The organism is Rhodoferax lithotrophicus (assembly GCF_019973615.1).
Lineage (GTDB): Bacteria > Pseudomonadota > Gammaproteobacteria > Burkholderiales > Burkholderiaceae_C > Rhodoferax > Rhodoferax lithotrophicus.
The window spans coordinates 171,555-194,801 of record NZ_AP024238.1; the positions used below are offsets into that span (position 1 = coordinate 171,555).

The window sequence follows — 23,247 nt, forward strand, 5'->3', positions numbered from 1 at the left end:
CCTCATTGGGGTGGCTCGCGCAGTTCAACATAAGCTCGCGCGCGCAAATCCTGGGCCCAGGTCTTGTAGGTCTCGTCCATCTTTTTCTCGCGCAACATGGCACGCACCGCTTCGCGCTGCTGCTCCTGACTCAGGGTGACCTGGCGACGCTCTTGCAATTGGATCAAATGCACACCAAAACGCGACACCAGTGGGTCGCTCACCTCGCCGGGGGTCAAGCGGTTAATGACCGCTTCAAATTCAGGCACAAACATACCAGGGCTGGCCCAACCCAAATCCCCCCCTTGCGCAGCGCTACCGTCTTGTGAGTGTTCTCGTGCCAGCGTTGCAAAATCAGCTTTGCCACTGACCAGTTGTTTTTTGAAGCTGGCCAATTCTTCACGGGCTTGTGCTTCACTCAGGCGAGCATTGGGAATCAGCAAGATATGCCGGGCATGGCTTTGTGTGACCACGGCTGTGGGCAAGCCCGCATGGATTTTTTCAACGACTTTGAGCACATGAAAACCAGCGGGAGAGCGCACCAATTCAGCGACCGCACCCACATCCAGCAGGCGTGTGGCATCCACAAAAAGTGCAGGATAGCGGCTGGCCTCACGAAGTCCCAGTTGTCCCGCGTTCACGAGGTCGGAGGCATCCGAAAATTCCCGCACCAAAGCTGCAAAATCTTCGCCTTTTCGGGCTCTCTCCAGCGCCCGCTCGGCCCGCTTGCGCAAGGCGGCAATCTGCTCGGGACTGGCGGTCTCAGGCACAGACACCAGAATCTGGGCCAGATTCAATTGAATGTCACTGAGGTTCTGGTTGCTTTTTTGCTCGGTCAGATACTGATCCACTTCCAGATCTGAAACCCGGACTCGGCCTCCCACGTCACGCTCACGCAGACGTTGAAGCATGATCTGGTCTTGCAGCTGCGCTCTGAAATCGCTCGCGGACAGGCCGTCATTCTGCACCCGGCGCATCAGCTCGGGCACATTTAGCTGGTTTTGCTGTGCTATGTTTTGAATCGCCTGATCAACGGCAGAGTCTTCAACACGCACATTGGTATCACGCGCATATTGCAATTGCGCCTTGATACTGATCAGGTTTTCAAGCACCTCAGAGGCCAGTACCCGGACATCTGGTTGAGCCCGGCGCTGTTGCGTCAACTGCTGCAAGACGCGCTGGATTTCACGGCTGACCTGGGTGTTGGTAATAGGTTCTGAATTCACAACGGCCACAATAAAGTCAGCTTGCGTGGTGGCTGTGGCCGTCTGATTGGGCGTAAGCGCAGGCGTAGCGGCGAGGTGCAAGCCTTGAGCATGGCCACTCAGGCTGGCGGCCAGCATGGCAATGGCAAGGCTCAGTGTTTTCAGGCGGTATTTCATGGCAGGTCAATCGTAGTTACTGAAACGACTTGGTGCAGCACCGGGCTCACGCAAGTTTTGATAATTGGGAATGTTATCTTTGAGCGACTTGAGCGGGTTCACACCCAATCGGGAGAAGCCGACAAACTCCAGCTGGAACATGATGCGTTGTGTGGCCGTGATGCTACTTGTTTGCAAGCGTTCCAGCACAATGCGACCCAGCCAGCAGCCCGCATCGTATTCGAAGCCCAGCACGGAATCGACCAGTTTGCCTTCATTCATGCTGTAGTTGAGTCGTCCCACGCTGTACCAGCGGCCTTCGCCTTGCCCTTGTCCCGGTCCGAGGTATTTGCCGCGGTCTCCCCACAGGTCGTTCAGCGGCCATTGCCAGCCAATGTCGAGTTGTTCACTTGAATCACGCTGGAATCGGTAGGCCGCATTGATGGTGCGGTAGCTGCCAGGGTTGTAGCTTGCCCCCAGGGTGGAGCGCACCGATTGTTCCGTGGTGGGGTTGACCTGCACGGTGCCATCGAATCGCCAGCGTGCGTCCCAATTGACCGAGCCACCCAGCAAGATGTCGCTGATGCGGTCTTGTGCGGGCAACGCGCCGGGCAGTGTGACGTTTTGGTCGCGAAAGCGCAGACGCTGGGCCAGTCCTACGCGCGCCGCTTCAGCACCCGTATCCGGGTCCAAAAAGCGTGATGTCACGCCCAAGGTGAGCAAATTGCTGTCAGAAATGCGGTCATTGCCAACAAAGGCGTTTTCCTGATAGATGGTTGCAAAATTGAAATCGTAGGCACCCGAATCGTAGTTGGGTAGCTGGCTTTGGTCACGGTAGGGGGTATTCACATAAAACGCGCGCGGCTCCAGTGTCTGGAGCAGCTTGCGACCAAAAAGCTGGGTGTCGCGTTCAAACACCAAACCGGCATCCATGCTCAAGGTCGGCACCACACGGCTGGCGCTTGATTCACCATTGGCCAGTACGGTATCAAACTGGTAATTGGTGGCGTGCAACTGAATCTTGGGCCGAACATAACCGGCAGAGGTCTGAAAAGTCCGGCTGGCTTGCAACACCGAAAACGTCCGCTCGGCATTGGGCTGCAGGGTGAGGCTGCTGTCAGATTGAAAACGCGTGTAATCGGCATCCAGTGTCACATCCAAACCCCATAGATTGGGGCGGGTGTAGCGTGTGGCGATTTGTGGCAAACGGTCGTAGGGTGGGATGATGGGGGCGGTGACATCCTGCAGGGTTTGCCATTTGAGGGTGCGCACGCTGCTGGCCCAGGCACCATTTGTCCACATCAGGGTGGCATCGTTGGCCAGCAAGCGTTGGGTCAGTGAACCATTGGTGCGCGTGAAATCACGCCAGTAATTGTCATCGCTGACACGGTTCAAGCTCATGTTTAATACGGCACCGCTGCTTGTCCATTCACTCTGAAGGCGGGCTTGATGGTTCAGGTTCAGGCCCCAACGGTTGATGTTGCGCAACTGGTCGGAGGGCATCCAGTCCGCGCGTAGGCTACCCGAGTAATTGGCTTCAAGGTATCTGAACTCGGTGTCCAGGTTGAGGCCACGCTTGCTCATCAGCGTGGGGGTGATGGTGGCATCCCGGTTGGGGGCGATATTCCAGTAATAAGGCACGGACACTTCCGTGCCATTGATGTTGTCCATTCCCAGCGTGGGTGGTAACACCCCTGACTTGCGCTGGTCACTTAGCGGAAAGCTGATATAGGGCACAGGCAACAGCGGTACGCCCTTGAAGCTCAGCACTGCGCCCTCGGCCGTGCCTACATCTTCTTCGTTGTCCAGGCTGATGGTGCTGGCTTTCAAAATCCAGTCCGGCATCCAGCTCGGCCCTGGCAAGCGTTTACAGGTGGTGAAGGTGGCGTTGTGAATCACCGCCCGTTGCTCGTCCAGAAAATCAACCCGGTCCGCCTGGCCGTGGGCATCATTGCGCAAAAAATGGTAACTGGGCTCATTAAAAAAGCCTTCAAAAGCATCCACTCGCAATTCCAGCAACGGGCCCTCATACACGTTGCCTGCGCGGTTCACCCGCACATGGCCTGTAGCTTTGGCCGTATCTGTGGGTTGGTAGTAATCAAGTCGGTCAGCTTTGATCACCACATCCACCTTGCGTAGGGCGGCAGAACCCTCCACCGTGGTTTCCAGATCCGGTCGGCCTGTGATGTGCTCACCCGAGACAAAAGTGGGTACGCTGCTGCGTGCCTCAGAGCTCAATTGCTCCTCCAACTCAGAACTCGGCTTGAGTTGCAAAGGCGAGTTGTCCGCAGACTGCGCACTGGCCAAGCTTGCTTGCAGTAAGGCCACTGCAACACTGATCGATGCCCGTGCAAAACGGCCAGGCATCATCCGTTGCAAGGCGCAAGGCAGCAAAAAATGCTTATTCATCATGCGCATGGGGCAGGGGCAATGGAAAGGCGGCAGCGGGCATGAGAGAGTTTGGAGGGGCGGGTTTTACAATGGATTATCCATGAGCCAAGACCACATCCCCCCAGCCCCCCCTGCCGTTGACATTACTTTCAGCGATGCCCAACGCGCCACCGAATTTAAGCACTGGCTGAGCCTGCTTGCGCCGCTGCATCAGCTGAATTTACCGTCGTTGCGCCTGGCCTCGGCTGATGCCAGTTTTCGGAGATACTTCAGAATTGATAGCTGCTTGCGCAATTCAGACGGGCATCAGAGGCCAATTTCCTTCATTATCATGGATGCCCCGCCGGACAAAGAGAATTGCGAGCCCTTCGTCAAGGTGGCTGAGCTGATGCAAGCCGCAGGCCTTCATGCACCCCAGGTGCTGGCTTGGGAGCCCGCGCAAGGCTTCATGCTGCTGAGTGATCTGGGCACACAAACCATGATGCAAGTCATCCAGCCACAAGACCCGCAAGCCAACCTGCCGATGTATCTGCAAGCTGTGGACGCACTGATTTCCTGGCAGCTCAGTTCCAAGCCCGACGTGTTGCCACCCTATGACGAAGCCCTGTTGCGCCGCGAGCTGGAACTGTTTCCAGACTGGTACATCTGCAAGTACAAAGGCCAGGTGATTGATGATGCCATGCGCTTCACCCTGGACAACAGTTTCAAGCAAATCATCGCCAACAATCTGGCCCAACCCCGCGTCTTTGTGCACCGCGACTTCATGCCACGTAACCTGATGGTCGGCCCCACGCCGGAGGCCCCGCTGGGGGTGCTGGACTTTCAGGACGCGGTCTACGGCCCCGTCACCTACGACATTGCCAGCCTGATGCGCGATGCTTTTTTAAGCTGGGAAGAAGATTTTTGCCTGGATGTGACCATCCGCTACTGGGAAAAAGCCCGCAAGACCGGCCTGCCCGTGGGCGACGACTTTGGCGAGTTTTACCGGGCAGTGGAGTGGATGGGCTTGCAACGGCACCTGAAAGTGGCCGGCATTTTTGCCCGCTTGACGCTGCGAGATGGCAAGCCGCAGTACCTGGCCGACACACCGCGCTTCATCCAGTACATCCGCACCACCTGCGCACGTTACCGCGAACTCAAACCGCTGCTGCGCCTGGTGGACAAGGTGGAAGGCATTGTGGAGCCAGACATCTTTGGCTTTGGCCGCCAATAAACCTCCTTTTCGGGTCGTGATTGATGCCAGTCGCTGCACCGGCTGTGGTTGGTGTGTGGCCGCCTGCCCCTTGAATTTGCTCAGCCTGGAGCCCCAAGGCTGGAAAAAGCATGCGGTGATTGACGATGAAGCCACTTGCACCGGGTGCAAAAAGTGTGAAAAACGGTGTTTGTTTAAGGCACTGCGTGTGACGACTGCGCATTAGCGCGTTGATATCGGTAGTCATCTGGATGTTCGCCAGGCTAAGCCCGTGCTAAGCTGAAACCATCTGTTCATTCTTCATCCCTTCTCAGGAGCGCACCCCATGCCCGGACTTCTTCCCCATATCGACCCCGATGGTTTGCTTGAGTTTTCAGTGGTCTACACCGACCGGGCCCTGAACCACATGTCGCAGCGCTTTCAGGGCGTGATGACGGACATTTCCCGCATTCTCAAAGAAGTTTATGCCGCCAAATCAGCGGTGCTGGTGCCTGGTAGCGGCACTTTTGGCATGGAAGCCGTGGCGCGGCAATTTGCCACTGGCAAAAAAGTGCTGGTGATCCGCAATGGCTGGTTCAGCTACCGCTGGACGCAGATTTTTGACATGGGTGGCATCCCGTCCGAGTCCATCGTGCTCAAGGCGCGGCGCATCAATGACAGCAAACAATCGCCCTGGATTCCCTGCCCGGTCGAAGAAGTGGTGGCCACCATCCGCGCCCAAAAGCCTGATCTGGTGTTTGCACCGCATGTGGAAACCGCTGCCGGCATGATCTTGCCCGATGACTACCTGAAAACCGTGGCTGATGCGGTGCATGAGGTGGGTGGCTTGATGGTGCTGGACTGCATTGCCTCCGGGGCGATGTGGGTCAACATGCAAACCACGGGTATAGACGTGTTGGTCAGCGCCCCGCAAAAGGGCTGGAGCGGCTCCCCTTGCTGTGCCATGGTGATGCTCAGTGAACGCGCCCGCGCCGCCATTGACGGCACCACCAGCACCAGCTTTGCCTGTGATCTGAAAAAGTGGCTGCAAATCATGGAAGCCTATGAAGCTGGCGGCCATGCCTACCACGCCACCATGCCCACTGACGCGCTGACCCGCCTGCGCGAGGTGATGCAGGAAACCCGTGACTACGGTTTCGAGAAAGTCAAGGCCGAGCAACTGGCCTTGGGCACGGCGGTGCGCACGCTGTTTGAGAGCCGCGGCATCCAGAGCGTGGCCGCTGAAGGCTTCAAGGCCCCCGGCGTGGTGGTGAGTTATACCGAGGATGCAGGTATCCAGAACAGCAAAAAATTCCTCGCGCTGGGTTTACAAACCGCTGCCGGAGTCCCCCTGCAGTGTGATGAGCCAGCTGATTTCATGACCTTCCGGGTTGGTCTGTTTGGCTTGGAAAAATTACACGACGTCGCACGCAGCGTGGCTCATCTGGCTGCAGCGTTGGATGCCATGGGCATCCTGGAGCTCGAACCTGTGCGTGCCTGAATTCACGCGCTGGGGGCGCTTTCAGTTTGTCAGGCACACATCGTCAAGGCTGTTTAACCCATACCGGCTCTATAAAAAACACATTGGCGGTGTCAGGTTTGACGGTTACCTTGACCCAATGTAATGACGGACTTCCAAAAGTTCCCAGCCGGGTGAAATTGGCGAGTGGGTTCCACGGGCCATACAAAGGCTTGTCAATTTTGAAAACATGCATGTCACCATGCACAAACAGCACCTGGCCTGCAAAGCGTTCAGTTTCATGGGTCACCGCGGCCATGAACGCCCGGTAGCCACTGACATCTGGCAACCGGGTTTCATCCACATCTTCAGACTCCGGCATGTCAAACCCCGGCTGCGCTTGCACCACCAGCACCACACCCTTCGAGCCGTCGCGGCGCGCATGTTCAAAGGTTTCAGCCAGCCAGCGAATGTTGGCGGCATCCCGCGCCAGGTATTCGGCGTTGGCCTTGTCGCAGTCGGCTGCGCTGCGTTGGCTATGGAAACTGCATTGCCCTGGGATGGCGATGTGATTGTTGTTGCTTCCCGGTACGTTGAATCCCGCAAAGGTGATTCCCTGATAAAAGAGCCGGGTGTTTTCCACATAAGCCTCGCCCGGCTTGCCCTGATGTTCCAGTGGCAGGGTGATTTGACCCAACGAGTGTGGGCTGGCGAACATCACCTTGCGGATGTGATCCAGGCGCTCCAGCGGGTCCATGCTGCCGTTGTTTGTCCGGTGACAGTCCGTCCACTCGTTGTCGCCTGGCACATACACCACCGGCTTTTTCAAGGTATTGAACATGGTCAAGGCTTCGGTGTAAATCTCGTCGGTGCATCTGGAACTGCCATCCTTGATGTCGCCGTCGTACAGCGAAAACGCAATGTCAGAGGCGTTGAGACTGTCCAGTACGGCTGGTAATTTGGCAGCGTCACCGGCTTTTTTGTAGGGCATGTCACCCCACAGACCAAAGGCAAACGAACCCGTGGCGGCATCTTGGCGCGTGTAGGGTGTGCTGCAGGCTGCGGTCATGCAACCCACGGTCAACACCACCACAACACGCAAGCAGGTCTTGAATGACATCAACAAACTCCTGAAAGATTAAACATGGAGTCCATTCTGCATGACGGTGACGTGGCAGGCCTGCCAGGCCTGGCCAGGGGATTCAAGGCTTTGATTCCGTCACCCTTGCTGCAGGTTGGTTGATGTTCAGAAGGGCATACAAGGCAATGGCCCCAAACGTGGCGGTGCCAATGCCACCTAGCGCAAAGTCACCAAACCTCAAGGTGAAGTCGCCCGTGCCCAGAATCAGCGTGATGGCAGCGACGAGCAGGTTCTTGTTGTCAGCAAAATCCACCTTGTTCTCAACCCAGATACGCGCTCCAGCCACTGCAATCAGGCCAAACACCACAATGCTCACACCACCCATCACCGGCAGTGGGATGGTTTGAATCGCCGCGCCAAATTTGGGCGAGAAACCCAGCACCAGCGCAATCAGCGCCGCCGCCAGGAACATCGCCGTGGAGTAAATTTTGGTGGCAGCCATCACACCTATATTCTCCGCATAGGTGGTGACCCCCGTGCCACCCGCACTGCCACTCACCATGGTGGCCAAGCCGTCGCCGATGAAGGCACGGCCCATATACCGGTCCAGGTTCCGGCCCGTCATGGCGGTCACAGCCTTGATGTGTCCTAAATTTTCAGCTACTAAAATGATAGCTATGGGTGCAATCATGATAAGCGCTTTAGCCTCAAAAACCGGTGAAGAGAAGGCGGGTATGCCCAACCAGGGGGCCGCCAGCAGAGCACTCACATCCATGGGCTTGCCCAGCCCCAGTCCGTTGGTCAGCAGCGCATACAACATACTGGCCAGAGTCAAACCCACCAGAATCAACAAGCGTTGCACCATGCCGCTGGTAAACACAGCCACCAGCGCCACGCAGACAAAGGTTGTGGCTTGCATCCAGCTCTCAAAATTGTTGCCAGCCATGTTTTTGATCGGTACACCAGCCAGGTTCAGGCCAATCACCGCCACCACTGAGCCTGTGACCACCGGCGGCATCAGCTTTTCAATCCAGCCCGTGCCAACGGCTTGTACCAAGCAGCCGATGGCGGTGTAAAGCGCCCCGCAGACGATGATGCCGCCCAGCGCGATGCCGATGTTGGGGTTGATCCCCTTGCCGGCATAACCGGTGGTGGCAATCACCACCCCAATGAATGCAAAGCTGGAGCCCAGGTAGCTGGGCACTTGACCGCCAGTGACGAAGAAAAAGAGCAAAGTGCCCACACCACTCATCAAAATCGCCAGATTGGGATCAAACCCCATGAGGATCGGCGCGAGCACGGTTGCACCAAACATGGCAATCACATGTTGCATGCCCATCACGGCGGTTTGTGGCCAGGGCAGGCGCTCATCCGGGCCAATCACGCCGCCTTGGTTCAAGATGCTGGGGCTTTTTTCAACCCAGGAAAAGAGACTCATGGGTTTCCTTGTAAGTTTGAGAGGGATGATGGTGAGCCATCTTGCGGCACAAGCAGCACGTTGCATGCTCAAGACAGACCTCCAGAAGATGTCCAGAGTCTGTACTTTGGGTGAAATGAGTTTCGCTAATGTGGAGGCGTGTTTTGTCGGGTTACCTCTTTAATCACAAGCGCTAAACACTATCAATCATGTAGCGTTTAGGTTGTTGGCTGTCCCATGCGCATGGCACGGCTGGCCAGCTCTTGGGCCAGACAGGCTTTGGCTTCGGGGTAGATGAGTGTTTCTTCCAGCACGATGTGGTCGTGGCACAAGTTGAGAAAAACCTCGGCGCTGTGCTTGAGTTCGGCCATGTCCACCCAGTCTTCATTCTGGGCAATGGCACGCAGCATGGGTGCCAGTTCCAGCCAGTTTTGCTCGATCCAGCCATGATCCTGCTTGAGGGTGAGTGCAGCTTGAACAATTTCGGGCTTGTCACTGAGCAGAAGGCTGGGGAACACATTACGCTCCTCTTCCAGGTGATGCTCGCGTGCGGTTTCAGAGAAATACGCCTCAATGTCCTTGGCTTTCTGGCGGCAGTGCTCGCTGTCAGAGTCTGCTTCCAGCTGCTCCAGCAAGCCAGTCAGAACAGTCAGGTGTTCATGAATCTGCTGGTGACAAGCATCCAGCGCTTTGAAACGATCCACATGCGGTTCGGTTTTCATCGAGGTTCTCCTTGGCAATAAGCGTTTATTTTTGGCGGGTGTTGGTTTGTCAACTTTGAGCCAGATCAATAACTCACCTTTTTGATGCAGATCATTTTTTTGACATAGATCAGTAAATCTGAAAATTTCAGAATGCAGGTGTATTCAAGCCTTAGGCATCGGCGTAGGATGCCCCACACCTGCGGCGCGTCGGCTTTTTTGTCAGCAGGATGAGGAGACAATTTTGCAAGCTACCAATACCTCGAACCCGGCCTATTTTCACAAGGTCGTGGATTGTCAATGGGCCTGTCCGGCCCACACCCCCGTGCCCGAATACATCCGCCTGATTGGTCAGGGCCGCTACAGCGATGCCTACATGATCAACTGGGTGAGCAACGTGTTCCCCGGCGTGTTGGGCCGCACCTGCGACCGCCCCTGTGAGCCCGCCTGCCGGCGTGGCCGGGTGGAAGAGAACAACGGGACGAAACCCGAACCGGTAGCGATTTGCCGCCTGAAACGGGTGGCGGCCGATTTCAAGGACGATGTGAAATCCCGCATGCCTGCCATCGCGCCACCCAACGGCAAGCGTGTGGCCTGTGTGGGAGCCGGGCCGGCATCCCTGACGGTGGCGCGTGATCTGGCCCCGCTGGGTTATGCCGTGACGCTGTTTGACGGCGAGAAAAAGGCCGGCGGCTTCGTGCGCACCCAGATCCCCAAATTCCGCCTGCCCGAGTCGGTGCTGGACGAAGAAACCGGCCAGATTCTGAATCTGGGGGTGGATTTCAAGGCCGGGCAACGCATTGACTCCATGGCCAAGCTGTTGGCTGAGGGTTATGACGCGGTGTTTGTCGGCAGTGGCGCACCGCGTGGGCGTGATTTGATCGTGCCGGGGCGCAAAGAAGCGGCGGCCCACATCCACATTGGTATTGACTGGCTGATGTCGGTGTCTTTTGGTCACATCACCCAGACGGCTGAGCGCGTGATTGTGCTGGGCGGCGGCAACACCGCCATGGACTGCTGCCGCAGTGCCCGGCGCATGGGCGGCAAAGATGTCAAGGTGATTGTGCGCAGTGGCTTTGAAGAAATGAAAGCCTCGCCCTGGGAGAAGGAAGATGCGCAGCATGAAGGCATTCCGATCCTGAATTACCACGTGCCGAAAACGTTTGAACACGAAGGCGGCAAACTCACTGGCATGACCTTCGAGATCGTCCGCGCCGAATACGATGCCAAGGGCCGTCGCAGCCTGATCCCCACCGGAGAGCCCGATGTGCTGGTACCGTGTGATGAAGTGTTGATTGCCGTCGGCCAGGAAAATGCCTTCACTTGGATCGAGCGTGACTGCGGTATCGAGTTTGACAAATGGGGCTTGCCGGTACTCACTGAAGGGACGTTCCAGTCGACCTTACCCAAGGTTTTCTTTGGCGGGGATGCCGCCTATGGCCCGAAAAACATCATCACCGCGGTCGCCCATGGGCACGAAGCGGCGGTGTCGATTGACCGCCTGCTCAACGGTGAAGATGTGGCACAGCGCCCACCGCCCATGACCAATCTTCTCTCCCAAAAAATGGGCATTCACGAGTGGAGTTACAAAAACGCCGTCTCCAACGACGTGCGTTTCAAAGTGCCATGGACGGTGGCCGAAAAAGCCCTGGCCAGCATCAAGGTGGAGGTGGAGCTGGGTTTTGATGCCGCCACCGCTTTCAAGGAATCCAGTCGCTGCCTGAACTGCGATGTACAAACCGTATTCAAAAGCAGTTTGTGTATTGAGTGTGATGCTTGTGTGGACATTTGCCCGATGGACTGCATCACCTTCACCACCAATGGCGAAGAAGCCGATTTGCGCGGTCGGCTCAAAGCCCCGGCCACCCACACCACACAAGATCTGTATGTGTCAGACGAGCTGAAAACCAGCCGGGTCATGGTGAAAGACGAAGACGTGTGCCTGCACTGTGGTTTCTGCGCCGAGCGCTGTCCCACCGGCGCGTGGGACATGCAGAAGTTCCGCCTTGACACCACCCAAGCCGGGCCGCGTGCGCGTGATACCAAGTCGGCCGCCGCTCATCAAAATGCCACGGAGGCCGCATGAAACGCATAGAAGCCATCAACGATTTCGTCATCAAATTTGCCAACATCAATGGTTCAGGCTCGGCCAGTGCCAATGAGTTGTTTGCCAAGGCGGTGATGCGTATGGGCGTGCCGGTCAGCCCGCGCAACATCTTCCCCAGCAACATCCAGGGTATGCCGACCTGGTACGAAGCCCGCGTGTGTGAAAAAGGCTACCACGGCAGGCGCGGCGGGGTCGACATGATGGTCGCCATGAACCCGCAAACCTGGGATGCCGATGTGGCCGAAATCGAGCCCGGCGGCTACCTGTTTTACGACAGCACCCGGCCCATCCCGGAGTCCAAATTCCGCAAGGATGTGCAGGTGATTGGTGTGCCCTTGACCGAGATCACCAACGCCGCCTACACCGATCCGCGTCAGCGCCAGCTATTCAAGAACATCATTTATGTGGGGGCCCTGTCAGTGCTGCTGGATCTGGATGCCAGTGTGTTCGAGAAGCTGTTCGCTGAGCAATTCAAAGGCAAGGAGCGTTTGCTGGCCTCCAACCTGCAGGCCATCAACCTGGGGCGCGATTACGTCACACAGCATTTGGCCTATCCGTTGGGCCTGACCGTGCGTCAATCGGACAAAGTCGGAGATCAGATATTCACTGACGGCAACAGCGCCCTGGCGCTGGGCTGTATTTACGGTGGGGCTACGGTGGCAGCCTGGTATCCGATCACCCCATCCTCCTCGGTGCCGGAAAACTTCCAGAAATACTGCGACAAATTCCGTGTGGACCCCAACACCGGTCAGCATTACTACGCCATTGTGCAAGCCGAAGACGAGCTGGCTTCGATTGGCATGGCCATTGGGGCGGGCTGGAACGGTGCGCGGGCCTTTACCGCCACCTCGGGTGCCGGGATTTCGTTGATGACCGAGTTCATTGGCCTGGCCTACTTTGCTGAAATTCCGGTCACGCTCATCAATGTGCAGCGTGGCGGTCCGTCCACCGGCATGCCCACCCGCACCCAGCAGTCAGACTTGCTTTCCTGCGCCTATGCGTCACACGGCGACACCCGTCATGTGATGTTGTTCCCGCAAGACCCGCATGAGTGTTTTGAACATGCCGCTGCCGCGCTGGACTTGGCCGACCGGCTGCAAACCCCCATTTTTGTCATGAGTGACCTGGACATCGGCATGAACCAGCGCCTGTGCAAACCCTTTGTCTGGGACGATGCACGTACCTACGACATTGGCAAGGTCATGACCGCTGCCGAGCTGGAGGCGGGCAAGGATTTTGGCCGTTACAACGATGTGGATGGGGACGGTATTCCGTGGCGCACCTTGCCCGGCACCCACCCGACCAAGGGCAGCTACTTCACCCGGGGCACCTCCAAAGATGCCTATGCCCGCTACTCGGAGCGCGGGCCGGACTACCTCTACAACATGGAGCGTTTGCTCAAAAAATTCAAAACCGCTGCCGATCTGGTACCGCAACCCATCTTGCACAAGGCGGCGCAGCCCACCCGGTTGGGTGTCATTTATTTTGGCTCCACCACCCCAGCCATGCGTGAAGCACTGGATGTGCTCGAAGCTGATGGTGTCCATCTGGATGGTTTGCGGCTGCAGGCTTTCCCGTTCCCGGCTTCGGTGAACAAATTCCTGGAAGAGCACGACACGGTGTTTGTGGTGGAGCAAAACCGCGACGCGCAAATGCGCGCCCTGCTGGTCAACGAGCTTGATGCCAACCCCAAACAATTGGTCAAAGTGCTGCATTACGACGGCACGCCGATCACGGCGCGCTTCATCGTCAGCGCCATTGCCACCAAGTTGGCGCTTTTGAAGGAGACTGTATGACCTACCTTGCCAAACCCCGACTGCACCACCCTACGTTGACCAAAAACAAGGTTGGCTATACCCGGCGCGACTACGAAGGCCCGGTTTCCACCCTGTGCGCCGGTTGCGGCCACGACTCGATCTCGGCGGCCATCATCCAGGCCTGCTGGGAGCTGGACATTGAGCCCCATCGTGTGGCCAAGTTGTCGGGCATTGGTTGCAGTTCCAAAGCACCCACCTACTTTCTGGGCGCATCACACGGTTTCAACACCGTACACGGGCGTATGCCCAGCGTGCTCACCGGGGCCAATCTGGCCAACCGCGAGCTGATGTACCTGGGGGTGTCGGGTGACGGCGACTCGGCCTCCATCGGTCTGGGTCAATTTGCCAACGCCATGCGCCGCGGGGTCAACATGGCCTACATCGTCATGAACAACGGTGTGTATGGGTTGACCAAGGGGCAGTTTTCAGCCACCGCAGACCGTGGTTCCAAAAGCAAAAAAGGGGCTATCAACACCGACAACCCGATCGATCTGGTCGGCATTGCCCTGCAACTGGGGGCCACCTATGTGGCGCGCAGTTTTTCCGGCGACAAGGCGCAACTGGTCCCGCTGATCAAAGGAGCACTGGCACATGGCGGGGCGGCGTTTATTGATGTCATCAGCCCTTGTGTGACCTTCAATAACCATGGTGGCAGCACCAAGAGCTACGAATACGTGCGCCAGCATGATGAAGCCGTGAGTGTGATTGACTTTGTGGCGCCTGGCGGTGAACTCTCCACCGAATATGCACCGGGTGAGGTGGTGGAAGTGGCACAACAGGATGGCTCGGTTCTGCGCATGCGCAAGCTGCACGAAGACTATGACCCGACGGATCGTTACGCCGCCATGAGTTACATGAACAGTCATGCCGCACGCGGCGAAGTGGTCACCGGCCTGCTCTACCTGGACCCCTTGCCAACCGATTTGCACACCGCGCTCAACACCTGTGCCCAGCCGTTGAACACCCTGGGGACTGCACAACTCTGCCCAGGCTCCAAGGCACTGGAGAAAATCAACGCTGCATTGCGCTAATTTTTAATCAAATTGGCCTCTAGTCCTTATAAATGCTGCGCAAGCAGCTATTGTTTTTGTATCATTCACTGAGGAGCATGGCATGACTGAACGCACCGTTTTCCAATCCATGGCGCAGCGCCATGTGGTCAGCGTCGTCCCCACGGCCACGGTTTACACCGCAGCCTGTGTGATGACCCGCGCCAACTGCGGCAGTGTGCTGATCATTGATGCCAGCAACACCTTGCTCGGCATCGTGACCGAGCGTGACCTGATGACCCGCGTGTTGGCCAAGGCACTTGACCCCACCAAAGCCACGGTGGCCGACATCATGACGCGCCACCCGTTGTGTGTACCGCCCGAAACCAAAGTGGCCGATGCGGTGCTGATCATGATTGAGCGCGGCTTCAGACATCTGCCCATCGTCACGTCGGCGAACAAAATCCTGGGAGTTTTTTCGGTGCGTGATGCCATGCCCAAAGAAGTTCAGGCGGCGCAAGGCCTGGCCGATTTCAACGAACAAGTCAACGATGCGCTGGGTTGAACCGCTGCCCTTGACGGATTTGGGCTCGTAAATTCACAAAGTCATTCCGGTAAAGCGTTTTTCGCCCCTAAACTTTGCGCCTGTCTCAACCATCCGCATCAGGATGAACCTGCGTTGAGCGCAGCAACACCAAGGAACACACAAATGGGCGCACAGTGGAAAGCCAAGCACAAAGACATCGCAGCCAATGCCAAGGGCCGCATTTTCGGAAAACTCTCCAAAGACATCATGCTGGCCGCACGCAGCGGCGCAGACCCTGCGGCCAATTCCCACCTGCGCTTGCTGATTGAGCAGGCCCGCAAAGCCTCCATGCCCAAAGACACGCTGGATCGCGCCATCAAAAAAGGCGCTGGGCTGACCGGTGAGGCGGTCAATTTCGAGCGGGTGATTTATGAAGGTTTTGCCCCGCACCAGGTGGCGGTGATGGTGGAATGCCTGACCGACAACCTGAACCGTACCGCCCCTGAAATGCGTGTGCTGTTTCGCAAGGGCCAACTGGGCACATCGGGCTCGGTGGCCTGGGATTTTGACCATGTCGGCATGATCGAAGCCGAACCCAAGGCCCCAGGTGCCGATCCCGAAGTGGCTGCCATTGAGGCCGGGGCACAAGATTTTGAGCCCGGCGAAGAAGACGGCAACACCTTGTTTTTGACCGACCCGACCGACCTGGATGTGGTCAGCCGGGCCCTGCCCAACCATGGTTTTACCGTGCTGTCTGCCAAGCTCGGCTACAAACCCAAGAACCCGGTGAACCCGGCCAACCTGAGCGCAGAACACCTGGAAGAGGTGGAGGCCTTTCTGGCCGCCATTGATGCCAATGACGACGTGCAACACGTCTACGTCGCCTTGGCAGGATAACTAACGCAGCGGCATGTCGCGCGACGGCATGCTGATGTGAAAGCCCTGGGCATAGTTGATGCCCATGGCTTTGAGCGCATCCAGAATCGCCTGGTTTTCCACGAACTCGGCCACCGTCAGGATGCCCAGATCCTGGCACAGGCGTGACAGGTTGTGCACCAGCGCGTAATCCACCTTGGAGTTCAGGATGTTGCGCACAAAAGCGCCATCAATCTTGACGTATTCAAACTGCAGCTCGCGCAGGTAATGGAAAGAGTTGTAGCCACTGCCGAAGTCGTCAAGCGCAAAGGCAAAGCCTTTTTGGCGCAGGTGGGTCAGGAATTTGCGCATATTGGTCATGTCGCCAATGGCATCACGCTCCAGGATTTCGAACACCACGCATTGCGGCGGAATCCCCAGCGCGTGGCACAACTCCTCGGCATAGCCCAGAATGCCACGTTCCTGAATCTCTTGTGCTGACAGGTTGAGGAAGATTTTGGTGTCTGGCGCACCGCTCAGCAAGCAGGCCTGTTTGGCAGCAAAGGCTTTGCGGAGCATGACGCGGTCAAGTTCTCGCCCTAAACCGTACTTCTCCATGGCCTCGATAAAAGCCCCTGCTGACACGATGTCACCATTGGGCTCAACCAGGCGCGCCAGCGTTTCGCAGGCATACAGTTCACCGGTCTGGCAATTGACGATGCTGTGGTAGTACGGCGTGATGCGATCCTGTTGCAATGCCTCACGCAGGTTCTCGGCTTTGTCGCGGGTGATGCGGCTGATGGCCACCCGGCCTTGCAAGGCATCCAGGGTGCAGACGCTGTCTTTGCCCAGCTCCTTGGCCCGGTACATGGCCACATCGGCTCCGGCCAGCATGTCGGTGTTGTTGTTGGCATCGACCGGGTAGGTGGCAATACCAATCGAGATGGTCAGGTGAAAATTTTTGCCGTCCGAAGTGGTGAAGACATGCTCACGCAAGGTTTTTCCCAGGGTTGAGGCCACTGTAGTGGCCCCGGTGCAGCCGGTTTCCATCAGGATGATGGTGAATTCGTCGCCACCGATGCGCGCCGCCAAGTCACCTTTGCGAACCTGTGTACGCAAAATTTCAGCAACCCCACACAAGGCCTCGTCCCCCGCAGCATGGCCATAGGTGTCGTTGATGTCCTTGAAGTCGTCCAGATCCAGCATCAGCAGGGAGAATTCGTGACCATGCCGCTCTGAGCGGCCAATTTCATATTCAAGGATATTGTTGAAGTGGCGACGGTTGTACAACCCGGTCAGTGGGTCGTGCATGGCATAGTATTCCAGCTCGGTCAGGGTGCGTGAGAGCAGTTTGCTGGAGCCCACCACCATCACCATCACCGACAAAATGGAGCGCACCACGCTCTCTTCCTGTGGGCTGAGTTCGCCACTGGCCACATAGGCTACACCCAGCACGCCCGCGAGTTTGGGGGTGTGTTCCGGCACGGCCACCGTGATCATGCGTACTGCGTCACTGTTGTTGTTGACGGGTTGGTCGATCTTGATCACGAACTCTTCGATGTCCAGGGGTGCATCGCTGGACAACGCCAGATTCACCAGCATTTGTTTGGACAACATGTCGCGCGCGTTTTTTTTCAGCTCGTCAGAGAAGTCGCCCAGGTAGTAGAGGAACAACGACAGGCCGTGTTCTTCGGCAAACGCGATGTAAAAGAAGTTGAAGGGGAAGATGGCGTGAAAGTCGGCCAGGATTTCCTGCACGAACTCTTTCCAGTGTGAGATGTTCTCGTGTGACAGGATGATGCGTTCCAGCACCTTGCTCTGGCGCTCGAACAAGCTCTTTTCGATCAACGAGGAAGCCAGATCGCTCAGGGTCTGATTGAACTCCTGCATCGTGGCCCGCACGTAATTGCCGTTGCGATGCCATTGCCGTTGCCGCTCGTCCAACAACAAGTCCAGCGTGCCATCCAGGCGCTCGCAGGCCTGCACCGCGTGTTCCAGCCGCACGGAGAGATCCGTTGCGTCAGACATGGCCACCAACTGGCGCAGGTCGGCGATCACTTCACCATGCACTTCTTTGACCAGTGCATTCAGGCTATTGCCAAAAATCTTGCTGCGTGTCTGGCTTTCCAGCAAGGCTGCCATGCGGTTAATCACCCGCAGGCGCACGGTTTCCAAATGACTCGGGAGCAGGTCGTTCATGGCGAGAACCGTCCACCACTTTGCATCAAATCAATGCCACAGCGCAGTTCACGCAGCCAGTCCAGAAATTCACGCACGGCTGCACCACGGTAGATCGGGCCATGCTGCGGCGCGATCATCTGGATGTCCAGCCCGGCCAGGTTGTCAAGCCAGCAGCGCACCGCCTTGTTCGAGCCCATGTAGCGCTGGTGAAAGCCCGCCACAAATGGCAGGTGGCTGGAGAAGTCATCCACATACGCGTCGTCTTTGTCCACGGGCATCATGGCGGCTCCAATATCGCCAGTGAACAGGATTTTCGAGAGCGGGTCGTAGACGTTGATCTGCCCTTCTGAGTGCAAAAAATGCGCAGGAATGATTTTGAGCATGAAGCCCGGTGCCACCTCGCAATCCATGCCGGTATCTGGCACACCCACAAATTGCGACATGTCTTTCAGGCCGTAATGCGGCAGGAAACGCATCCAGATGCTGGAGATGTAGACCGGGGCCTTGATCAGCTCCAGCCAAGTGGCGATGCCCCCCACAATGTCAGGGTCCTGGTGCGAGAGAAAAATACCGCGAATTTTCTCTGGTGCAAGGTAACGCAGCAGCTCGGCCAGAACCCGTGGCATAACCCCAAAACCGCCGGGGTCGAGCAGCACACCGGCTCCCTCATGCTCGATCAGGTATTGGTTGGAGCGTACACCGTCCTCTTCACCTGGCTCACTCTCATTGAGCAAAATGAACTTGTGGGCCTCGGTGTCGAATAGCTTGATGTTACGCATGAATTTTTACAGGGATATCCAGCAAGATGACGTGACCTGTGTGTGTCTTGCCAAAGAAATTGAAGAAAAAAACCTACCCATACGGGGTGGTTGGAATCTACATCGTTTCCAGCACATTGGGACCATGGTTTTGATCGATGGTTTAATTTTTTAAGCCAGGAGTTGATGCCTGATTCGCTTGACCAAAGCCTGCAAAGCCGGATCTTTTAACCCCGTGTGTCCAGTCTCTTGTACGCTGGTGCGAATCATGCGCTCCAGCGTTTGCGCCTGGGGCGTGAGTGGGCCCAAAAAATGCGGCTGGTCACCCAGGGCAATCAGCAGGGTCGGAAAGTCTTCTACATCCAGCGGGTGCAGCAGGTCGGCTTCATCCTCAATGTCGATCCAGAGGAAATCTGCCTGCGGGTGGTCAAGCATCACCGCCGCCTGAACCTGCTGAAAACGGCTGCGGTATTCCTCACACACATTGCACCACTGGGCACACAGGCAAGCCACCAGCAAGGGTGGCACGGAGTGGTCCTTCACCTTGCCCTCAATCACCAAAACAAATACCCAGATCACGCCCGGTTTGCAGGGCGTCACAGCTCATGGGCACGTTGCGGATATGGCCGGCCACTTCTTCCAATGTCACATAGTCCACGCCGTTGATGCCCAGGGACACCATCACGCCACTTTCACCAGCATCCAGCGCACGTACCGCTGCGGCACCAAAACGCAGGGCTGCCAAGCGGTCAAAAGAGGTGGGACTGCCACCACGCAGCAAGTGGCCAAGCACCACCACGCGGGATTCCTTGCCGGTTTCCTTGGTCAAAGCCTGGGACACCTGTTCACCAATGCCGCCCAGCCGTTCTGCATGGCCAATCTCGGCGGCAGCCAGCAGCTCGCGGTGGCCATCACGCGGCTGTGCACCTTCGGCCACCACCACAATCGAATACAGCTGGCCTGCGGCTTCACGTTCACGGATTTTGGCGGCCACTTTGCCCATGTCAAAGCCAATTTCGGGGATCAAAATAGCATGTGCATCACCGGCAATACCGGCGTGTAATGCAATCCAGCCCGCATAGCGGCCCATCACTTCCACCACCATTACCCGCTGGTGACTCTCGGCGGTGCTGTGCAGGCGGTCCAGGCATTCGGTGGCAAAACCCACGGCAGTATCAAAACCAAAGGTGGTGAAGGTTTTGTCCAGATCGTTGTCAATGGTTTTGGGCACACCCACCACGCGCAGGCCTTTCTGGTGCAAGGCGTTGGCAATGGTCAATGAGCCGTCGCCACCAATCGACACCAGGGCATCAATTTCATGGGTGGCAAAGTAGGTGATGATTTCATCCGAGCGGTCAATCTCGCGCACGCTGCCGTCCGGCATATTGACCGGAAAATGCAACGGGTTGCCCTTGTTGGTGGTGCCCAGAATGGTGCCGCCCAGGTGGCCAATGCCGCGTACCCGCTCACGCGTCAGGCGCATCACCCCACCTTCCGTATAACGCTCAGGGAACAGGATGCCGTTGAAACCGTCGCGGATGCCAAAGCAGTCCCAGCCCCGGTTGTCGGCGGCGATCATCACCGACTGGATCACCGCGTTGAGCCCTGGAGCGTCACCCCCACCAGTGTTGACAGCGATGCGTTTGATGGGTTTGGTCATGAGGGTGTCCTTGAATGAAGTGTTTGAAACCAGATTGGTTGAGCCATGTCACCAGAAAAGTCCATAAATGCTCTTTAATTAATAGCTGTTGGCACTTGTTATACAAGCGCTAGAGGTCAATTCTATGCTTATCCCATGGGTTCCAGTCGACCCAGTTTATGGGCCAGTTCAACTGCCGAGCTAACCCCCATTTTCTCGAAAATATTGGCACGGTGAAACTCCACTGTACGCGCTGTGATGCCCAGATTGTCGGCAATGTTCTTGTTGTAATGGCCGCGGATGAGCTGGTCCAGCACCTCGCGCTCGCGCGGGCTCAAGGAGGCCAGGGCCTGGCGCAGGCGGCGTGTTTCAAAGTCATCTTGTTGTGCCGCACTGGCGGCGGCCAGCGCTTGCTGCACGCGGTCGACCAGTTCATTGTCCTGAAACGGTTTTTCCAGAAAATCCCAAGCCCCTTGTTTGACCGCTGCCACAGCGGTGCCGACATCACCGTGGCCGGTTAAAAACAGCACCGGCCAGGGGCAACCCAGGGCCTTGAGTTGCTCAAAAGTCACGCTGCCAGAAAGTGGGGCCATGCGCATGTCCAGCAATACCACCGCGTGGCCCCAATGACCTTGCAGGGCCCGGGCTGCGTCAAGAAACGGCTGACCACCGTCCCAGGTGGTGGACTGGAAGCCGCGCGAATCAAACAGCCAGGCCAGGCCGTCACGAATGTCGGGGTCGTCATCCACAATATGCACACGGGGTTGGGTCATGAAATCTCCTGAGGGGGAAGCAAGTCAGCCAGCGGCAGCAGCACGGTGAAGCGTGCACCACCCAGCACCGGGTCGCGACTGACCTCAATGCGGCCGTGGTGGGCCTCCACAATGGAGCGGCAAATGGCCAGCCCCATGCCCATACCACCTTCTTTGCGGCTGACAAAGGCATTAAAAATGGTCGCCCGGGCCTCTTCACTGACCCCCGGGCCGGTGTCGGCTACGGCCAGCACCGCCATGTCGCGCGCTTCATTCAAACTCAAACTTACCCAGACCTGGGCACGTTGCCCGCCATGGGTGGCCCAGTCTTGCGCATTACCGACCAGGTTGTTGACCAGATGCTCAAACAGCAACTCATCAGCCTGTACCCAAACCGCATGGTCGGGCAAAGCCCAGGCCGGGGCGAGGGTGTTGTCCGCGGCAAATTGTGTCAGCACACGCTGCAAAAATGCCACCAGATCAAGCCGCTGGGGTGACAGCTCGCGTTTGCGCGCAAAGGCGTTGACGCGCTGAATGATGCCACCCGCGCGCTCAGCCAGCCGCGCCATACGCTCCACCACGGGCAACAGTTCAGGCAAGCTGATGCTGTGGTTGTGCAAGCGGTTGAGCAGGCCATTGGCAAAGCTGCTCAACGCCCCCAGGGGTTGGTTCAGTTCATGGGCCAGGGTGGAGGCCACCTCGCCCACCGCCACCAGGCGGCCCGAGGCTTCGAGCTTTTCTTGCTGCTGGGCCGCCATGCGCTGGGCGCGTTTGCGTTCACTGATGTCCAGCACCGAACTCATCCAGCCCATTTGCTCGCCACTGGCGCTGTTCAAGGGGGCCTCATGAATCAGTACATCGATCAAATGGCCGTCGCGGTGCTGGAATTGCACCTCTACACCTTCGCCGCTGGTGCCCTGTGCCATGATGCCCAGGTGCACCCGCTCCAGCGTGTTGATTTGATCTAACGGCCAATACGGAAAGGGCGTGGAGCGGCCAATCAGTTCGCTTGCGCTGTAACCCACCATGCGGCAAAAGGCATCGTTCACATACAGGATCTCGCCGGCAAGATTCCACGCCCGCAAGCCAATCGTGACCGAGTTTTCCATCGCCGTGCGCAAGGCCACCTGGGTTTGCAGCAAGGCTTGTACTTGCTGGCGCTTCACAAAATCGTGTCGCAGGGCATACAGGCTGACCAGCATGCCGGTCAAAAACAACAGGGACACCAGAAAAAAGATACGCGGCACGGTGGTTGGCTGCGCCTGGGTCAGGTTCACCTGCACAAACAAGTCGGTTCCTGGCAGGTTCAACCCCACCCGATAAGCGGTTTCTGCCGGTGGGGCGGTTTCCTCCATGAGTAATTGCACACGGTGATCCTGCGTGAACCAGCCGGGTACCAAAGCCGCCAGCGCCCGCTCCATCGAGATGGCCACAAGGTAATTGCCGACAAATTGGCCTCGGTCAAAAAACGGCACGGCCAGCCAGATCACGTCACTGGCTTGGCCATCAGCGCGCAGCATCAGGCCCGCATAGGCCGCACGGCGCAGGCCCTGGCTGGTGGCTTGCATCAGCGACAAGGCTTGTTGATTTTCTGCATGGGCTTGCCAATCGGACGGCCACCGCTCGGGCCCTGTGTGTGGGTTGCCGAGTTGCCCCGCCGGGATCCAGCCGCTGGACAAAATCACGCCTGGCTCACGCCACAACAGGCCCGCTTTCAGATCTTGGGCGTGATCAGCCAGGTCTGCCTGGGCAAGGTTGGGGTTGTTCATGGCCTGGCGTGCCTGTACCAGCAAATCGTCCTCCAGGCGCCGGAAGTGAAATTGCACACTTTGCTCCAGCCATTGGGCATCGCCAGCCCGGCGTCGCGCCGCTTCTTCCGTCTCGAAATTGTTCAGGTAAAGCAGCAGTGTCACCACCGAGCCCACCAGCAACGTCAGCAAACCCAGCAGCCACCACAGCGCCAGGCGGTTACGTGCGCCATGACGCGCCGCTGATTGTTGCAGCAGGGCGAAGTCAAGCGTGTGGTCGGCAGCAGAGGCAGCGGTTGGGGTCATGATGGGCCA

The 23,247-nt window shown here is 57.5% G+C and carries 19 protein-coding genes; 8 read left to right on the forward strand and 11 right to left on the reverse strand.

Annotated features, from left to right (window positions below):
• Positions 1-2 precede the first annotated feature (2 nt).
• Positions 3-1,361 (reverse strand): peptidylprolyl isomerase, encoded by a 1,359-nt coding sequence (locus LDN84_RS00775; RefSeq protein WP_223906731.1) that lies wholly within the window; start codon positions 1,359-1,361, stop codon positions 3-5.
• Between the two features lie 6 nt (positions 1,362-1,367).
• Positions 1,368-3,752, reverse strand: a complete 2,385-nt coding sequence (lptD, locus tag LDN84_RS00780; protein WP_435405957.1) for an LPS-assembly protein LptD — start codon at positions 3,750-3,752, stop codon at positions 1,368-1,370.
• Between the two features lie 79 nt (positions 3,753-3,831).
• Between lptD and LDN84_RS00785 the strand changes: the two genes are divergently transcribed.
• From LDN84_RS00785 to LDN84_RS00795, 3 genes are all read left to right on the forward strand, one after another.
• Complete coding sequence (locus LDN84_RS00785; RefSeq protein ID WP_223906734.1) at positions 3,832-4,944, forward strand: aminoglycoside phosphotransferase family protein; 1,113 nt, start codon at positions 3,832-3,834, stop codon at positions 4,942-4,944.
• On the forward strand, positions 4,931-5,149 hold the full coding sequence (locus LDN84_RS00790) for a 4Fe-4S dicluster domain-containing protein (protein WP_223913278.1): 219 nt from the start codon (positions 4,931-4,933) through the stop codon (positions 5,147-5,149). The genes LDN84_RS00785 and LDN84_RS00790 overlap by 14 nt, the downstream gene beginning before the upstream one ends.
• Before the next feature lie 99 nt (positions 5,150-5,248).
• Positions 5,249-6,403, forward strand: a complete 1,155-nt coding sequence (locus tag LDN84_RS00795; RefSeq protein WP_223906738.1) for an aminotransferase class V-fold PLP-dependent enzyme — start codon at positions 5,249-5,251, stop codon at positions 6,401-6,403.
• Between the two features lie 43 nt (positions 6,404-6,446).
• On the opposite strand, the gene LDN84_RS00800 is transcribed toward LDN84_RS00795, so the two are convergent.
• From LDN84_RS00800 to LDN84_RS00810, 3 genes are all read right to left on the reverse strand, one after another.
• Positions 6,447-7,481, reverse strand: a complete 1,035-nt coding sequence (locus LDN84_RS00800; RefSeq protein WP_223906741.1) for a hypothetical protein — start codon at positions 7,479-7,481, stop codon at positions 6,447-6,449.
• 82 nt (positions 7,482-7,563) lie between these two features.
• Positions 7,564-8,880 (reverse strand): solute carrier family 23 protein, encoded by a 1,317-nt coding sequence (locus tag LDN84_RS00805; RefSeq protein ID WP_223906744.1) that lies wholly within the window; start codon positions 8,878-8,880, stop codon positions 7,564-7,566.
• A 197-nt stretch (positions 8,881-9,077) separates the two neighbouring features.
• Positions 9,078-9,581: a hemerythrin domain-containing protein gene (locus tag LDN84_RS00810; RefSeq protein WP_223906747.1), complete on the reverse strand. Its 504-nt coding sequence runs from the start codon at positions 9,579-9,581 to the stop codon at positions 9,078-9,080.
• Positions 9,582-9,804: 223 nt separating this feature from the next.
• On the opposite strand from LDN84_RS00810, the gene LDN84_RS00815 reads away from it, so the two are divergent.
• The 5 genes from LDN84_RS00815 to LDN84_RS00835 all read left to right on the forward strand — a co-directional run bounded on the left by LDN84_RS00815 (position 9,805) and on the right by LDN84_RS00835 (position 15,896).
• Positions 9,805-11,646 carry an FAD-dependent oxidoreductase gene (locus LDN84_RS00815; protein WP_223906750.1) on the forward strand — a complete coding sequence of 614 codons (1,842 nt, stop codon included), beginning with the start codon at positions 9,805-9,807 and terminating at the stop codon, positions 11,644-11,646.
• Positions 11,643-13,463, forward strand: coding sequence for a 2-oxoacid:acceptor oxidoreductase subunit alpha (locus LDN84_RS00820; protein WP_223906753.1), 1,821 nt, complete (start codon positions 11,643-11,645; stop codon positions 13,461-13,463). The genes LDN84_RS00815 and LDN84_RS00820 overlap by 4 nt, the downstream gene beginning before the upstream one ends.
• Positions 13,460-14,515 carry a 2-oxoacid:ferredoxin oxidoreductase subunit beta gene (locus LDN84_RS00825; RefSeq protein WP_223906757.1) on the forward strand — a complete coding sequence of 352 codons (1,056 nt, stop codon included), beginning with the start codon at positions 13,460-13,462 and terminating at the stop codon, positions 14,513-14,515. Before LDN84_RS00820 ends, LDN84_RS00825 begins: the two co-directional genes overlap by 4 nt.
• A gap of 82 nt (positions 14,516-14,597) precedes the next feature.
• On the forward strand, positions 14,598-15,038 hold the full coding sequence (locus LDN84_RS00830; RefSeq protein WP_223906760.1) for a CBS domain-containing protein: 441 nt from the start codon (positions 14,598-14,600) through the stop codon (positions 15,036-15,038).
• 144 nt (positions 15,039-15,182) lie between these two features.
• Positions 15,183-15,896, forward strand: coding sequence for a YebC/PmpR family DNA-binding transcriptional regulator (locus LDN84_RS00835; protein ID WP_223906763.1), 714 nt, complete (start codon positions 15,183-15,185; stop codon positions 15,894-15,896).
• Here the strand turns inward: LDN84_RS00835 and LDN84_RS00840 are convergent, their stop codons facing one another.
• The 6 genes from LDN84_RS00840 to LDN84_RS00865 all read right to left on the reverse strand — a co-directional run bounded on the left by LDN84_RS00840 (position 15,897) and on the right by LDN84_RS00865 (position 23,238).
• Positions 15,897-18,053 (reverse strand): putative bifunctional diguanylate cyclase/phosphodiesterase, encoded by a 2,157-nt coding sequence (locus tag LDN84_RS00840; protein WP_223906767.1) that lies wholly within the window; start codon positions 18,051-18,053, stop codon positions 15,897-15,899. It abuts the gene before it with no gap.
• Complete coding sequence (locus LDN84_RS00845) at positions 18,050-18,814, reverse strand: oxygen-binding di-iron domain-containing protein (RefSeq protein WP_223906771.1); 765 nt, start codon at positions 18,812-18,814, stop codon at positions 18,050-18,052. Before LDN84_RS00845 ends, LDN84_RS00840 begins: the two co-directional genes overlap by 4 nt.
• Before the next feature lie 150 nt (positions 18,815-18,964).
• Positions 18,965-19,336: a thioredoxin domain-containing protein gene (locus LDN84_RS00850; protein ID WP_223906774.1), complete on the reverse strand. Its 372-nt coding sequence runs from the start codon at positions 19,334-19,336 to the stop codon at positions 18,965-18,967.
• 7 nt (positions 19,337-19,343) lie between these two features.
• Positions 19,344-20,453 carry a 6-phosphofructokinase gene (locus LDN84_RS00855; protein WP_223906776.1) on the reverse strand — a complete coding sequence of 370 codons (1,110 nt, stop codon included), beginning with the start codon at positions 20,451-20,453 and terminating at the stop codon, positions 19,344-19,346.
• Between the two features lie 128 nt (positions 20,454-20,581).
• On the reverse strand, positions 20,582-21,205 hold the full coding sequence (locus LDN84_RS00860) for a response regulator transcription factor (RefSeq protein ID WP_223906778.1): 624 nt from the start codon (positions 21,203-21,205) through the stop codon (positions 20,582-20,584).
• Positions 21,202-23,238 (reverse strand): two-component system sensor histidine kinase NtrB, encoded by a 2,037-nt coding sequence (locus LDN84_RS00865; RefSeq protein WP_223906782.1) that lies wholly within the window; start codon positions 23,236-23,238, stop codon positions 21,202-21,204. The genes LDN84_RS00860 and LDN84_RS00865 overlap by 4 nt, the downstream gene beginning before the upstream one ends.
• Between the last annotated feature and the right edge of the window lie 9 nt (positions 23,239-23,247).

Coding starts and splice junctions, on each gene's coding strand:
- LDN84_RS00775 (WP_223906731.1), bottom strand. CDS start 1,361: ATGAAATACCGCCTGAAAACACTGAGCCTTGCCATTGCCATGCTGGCC.
- lptD (WP_435405957.1), bottom strand. CDS start 3,752: ATGATGAATAAGCATTTTTTGCTGCCTTGCGCCTTGCAACGGATGATG.
- LDN84_RS00785 (WP_223906734.1), top strand. CDS start 3,832: ATGAGCCAAGACCACATCCCCCCAGCCCCCCCTGCCGTTGACATTACT.
- LDN84_RS00795 (WP_223906738.1), top strand. CDS start 5,249: ATGCCCGGACTTCTTCCCCATATCGACCCCGATGGTTTGCTTGAGTTT.
- LDN84_RS00800 (WP_223906741.1), bottom strand. CDS start 7,481: ATGTCATTCAAGACCTGCTTGCGTGTTGTGGTGGTGTTGACCGTGGGT.
- LDN84_RS00805 (WP_223906744.1), bottom strand. CDS start 8,880: ATGAGTCTCTTTTCCTGGGTTGAAAAAAGCCCCAGCATCTTGAACCAA.
- LDN84_RS00810 (WP_223906747.1), bottom strand. CDS start 9,581: ATGAAAACCGAACCGCATGTGGATCGTTTCAAAGCGCTGGATGCTTGT.
- LDN84_RS00820 (WP_223906753.1), top strand. CDS start 11,643: ATGAAACGCATAGAAGCCATCAACGATTTCGTCATCAAATTTGCCAAC.
- LDN84_RS00825 (WP_223906757.1), top strand. CDS start 13,460: ATGACCTACCTTGCCAAACCCCGACTGCACCACCCTACGTTGACCAAA.
- LDN84_RS00830 (WP_223906760.1), top strand. CDS start 14,598: ATGACTGAACGCACCGTTTTCCAATCCATGGCGCAGCGCCATGTGGTC.
- LDN84_RS00835 (WP_223906763.1), top strand. CDS start 15,183: ATGGGCGCACAGTGGAAAGCCAAGCACAAAGACATCGCAGCCAATGCC.
- LDN84_RS00840 (WP_223906767.1), bottom strand. CDS start 18,053: ATGAACGACCTGCTCCCGAGTCATTTGGAAACCGTGCGCCTGCGGGTG.
- LDN84_RS00845 (WP_223906771.1), bottom strand. CDS start 18,814: ATGCGTAACATCAAGCTATTCGACACCGAGGCCCACAAGTTCATTTTG.
- LDN84_RS00855 (WP_223906776.1), bottom strand. CDS start 20,453: ATGACCAAACCCATCAAACGCATCGCTGTCAACACTGGTGGGGGTGAC.
- LDN84_RS00860 (WP_223906778.1), bottom strand. CDS start 21,205: ATGACCCAACCCCGTGTGCATATTGTGGATGACGACCCCGACATTCGT.
- LDN84_RS00865 (WP_223906782.1), bottom strand. CDS start 23,238: ATGACCCCAACCGCTGCCTCTGCTGCCGACCACACGCTTGACTTCGCC.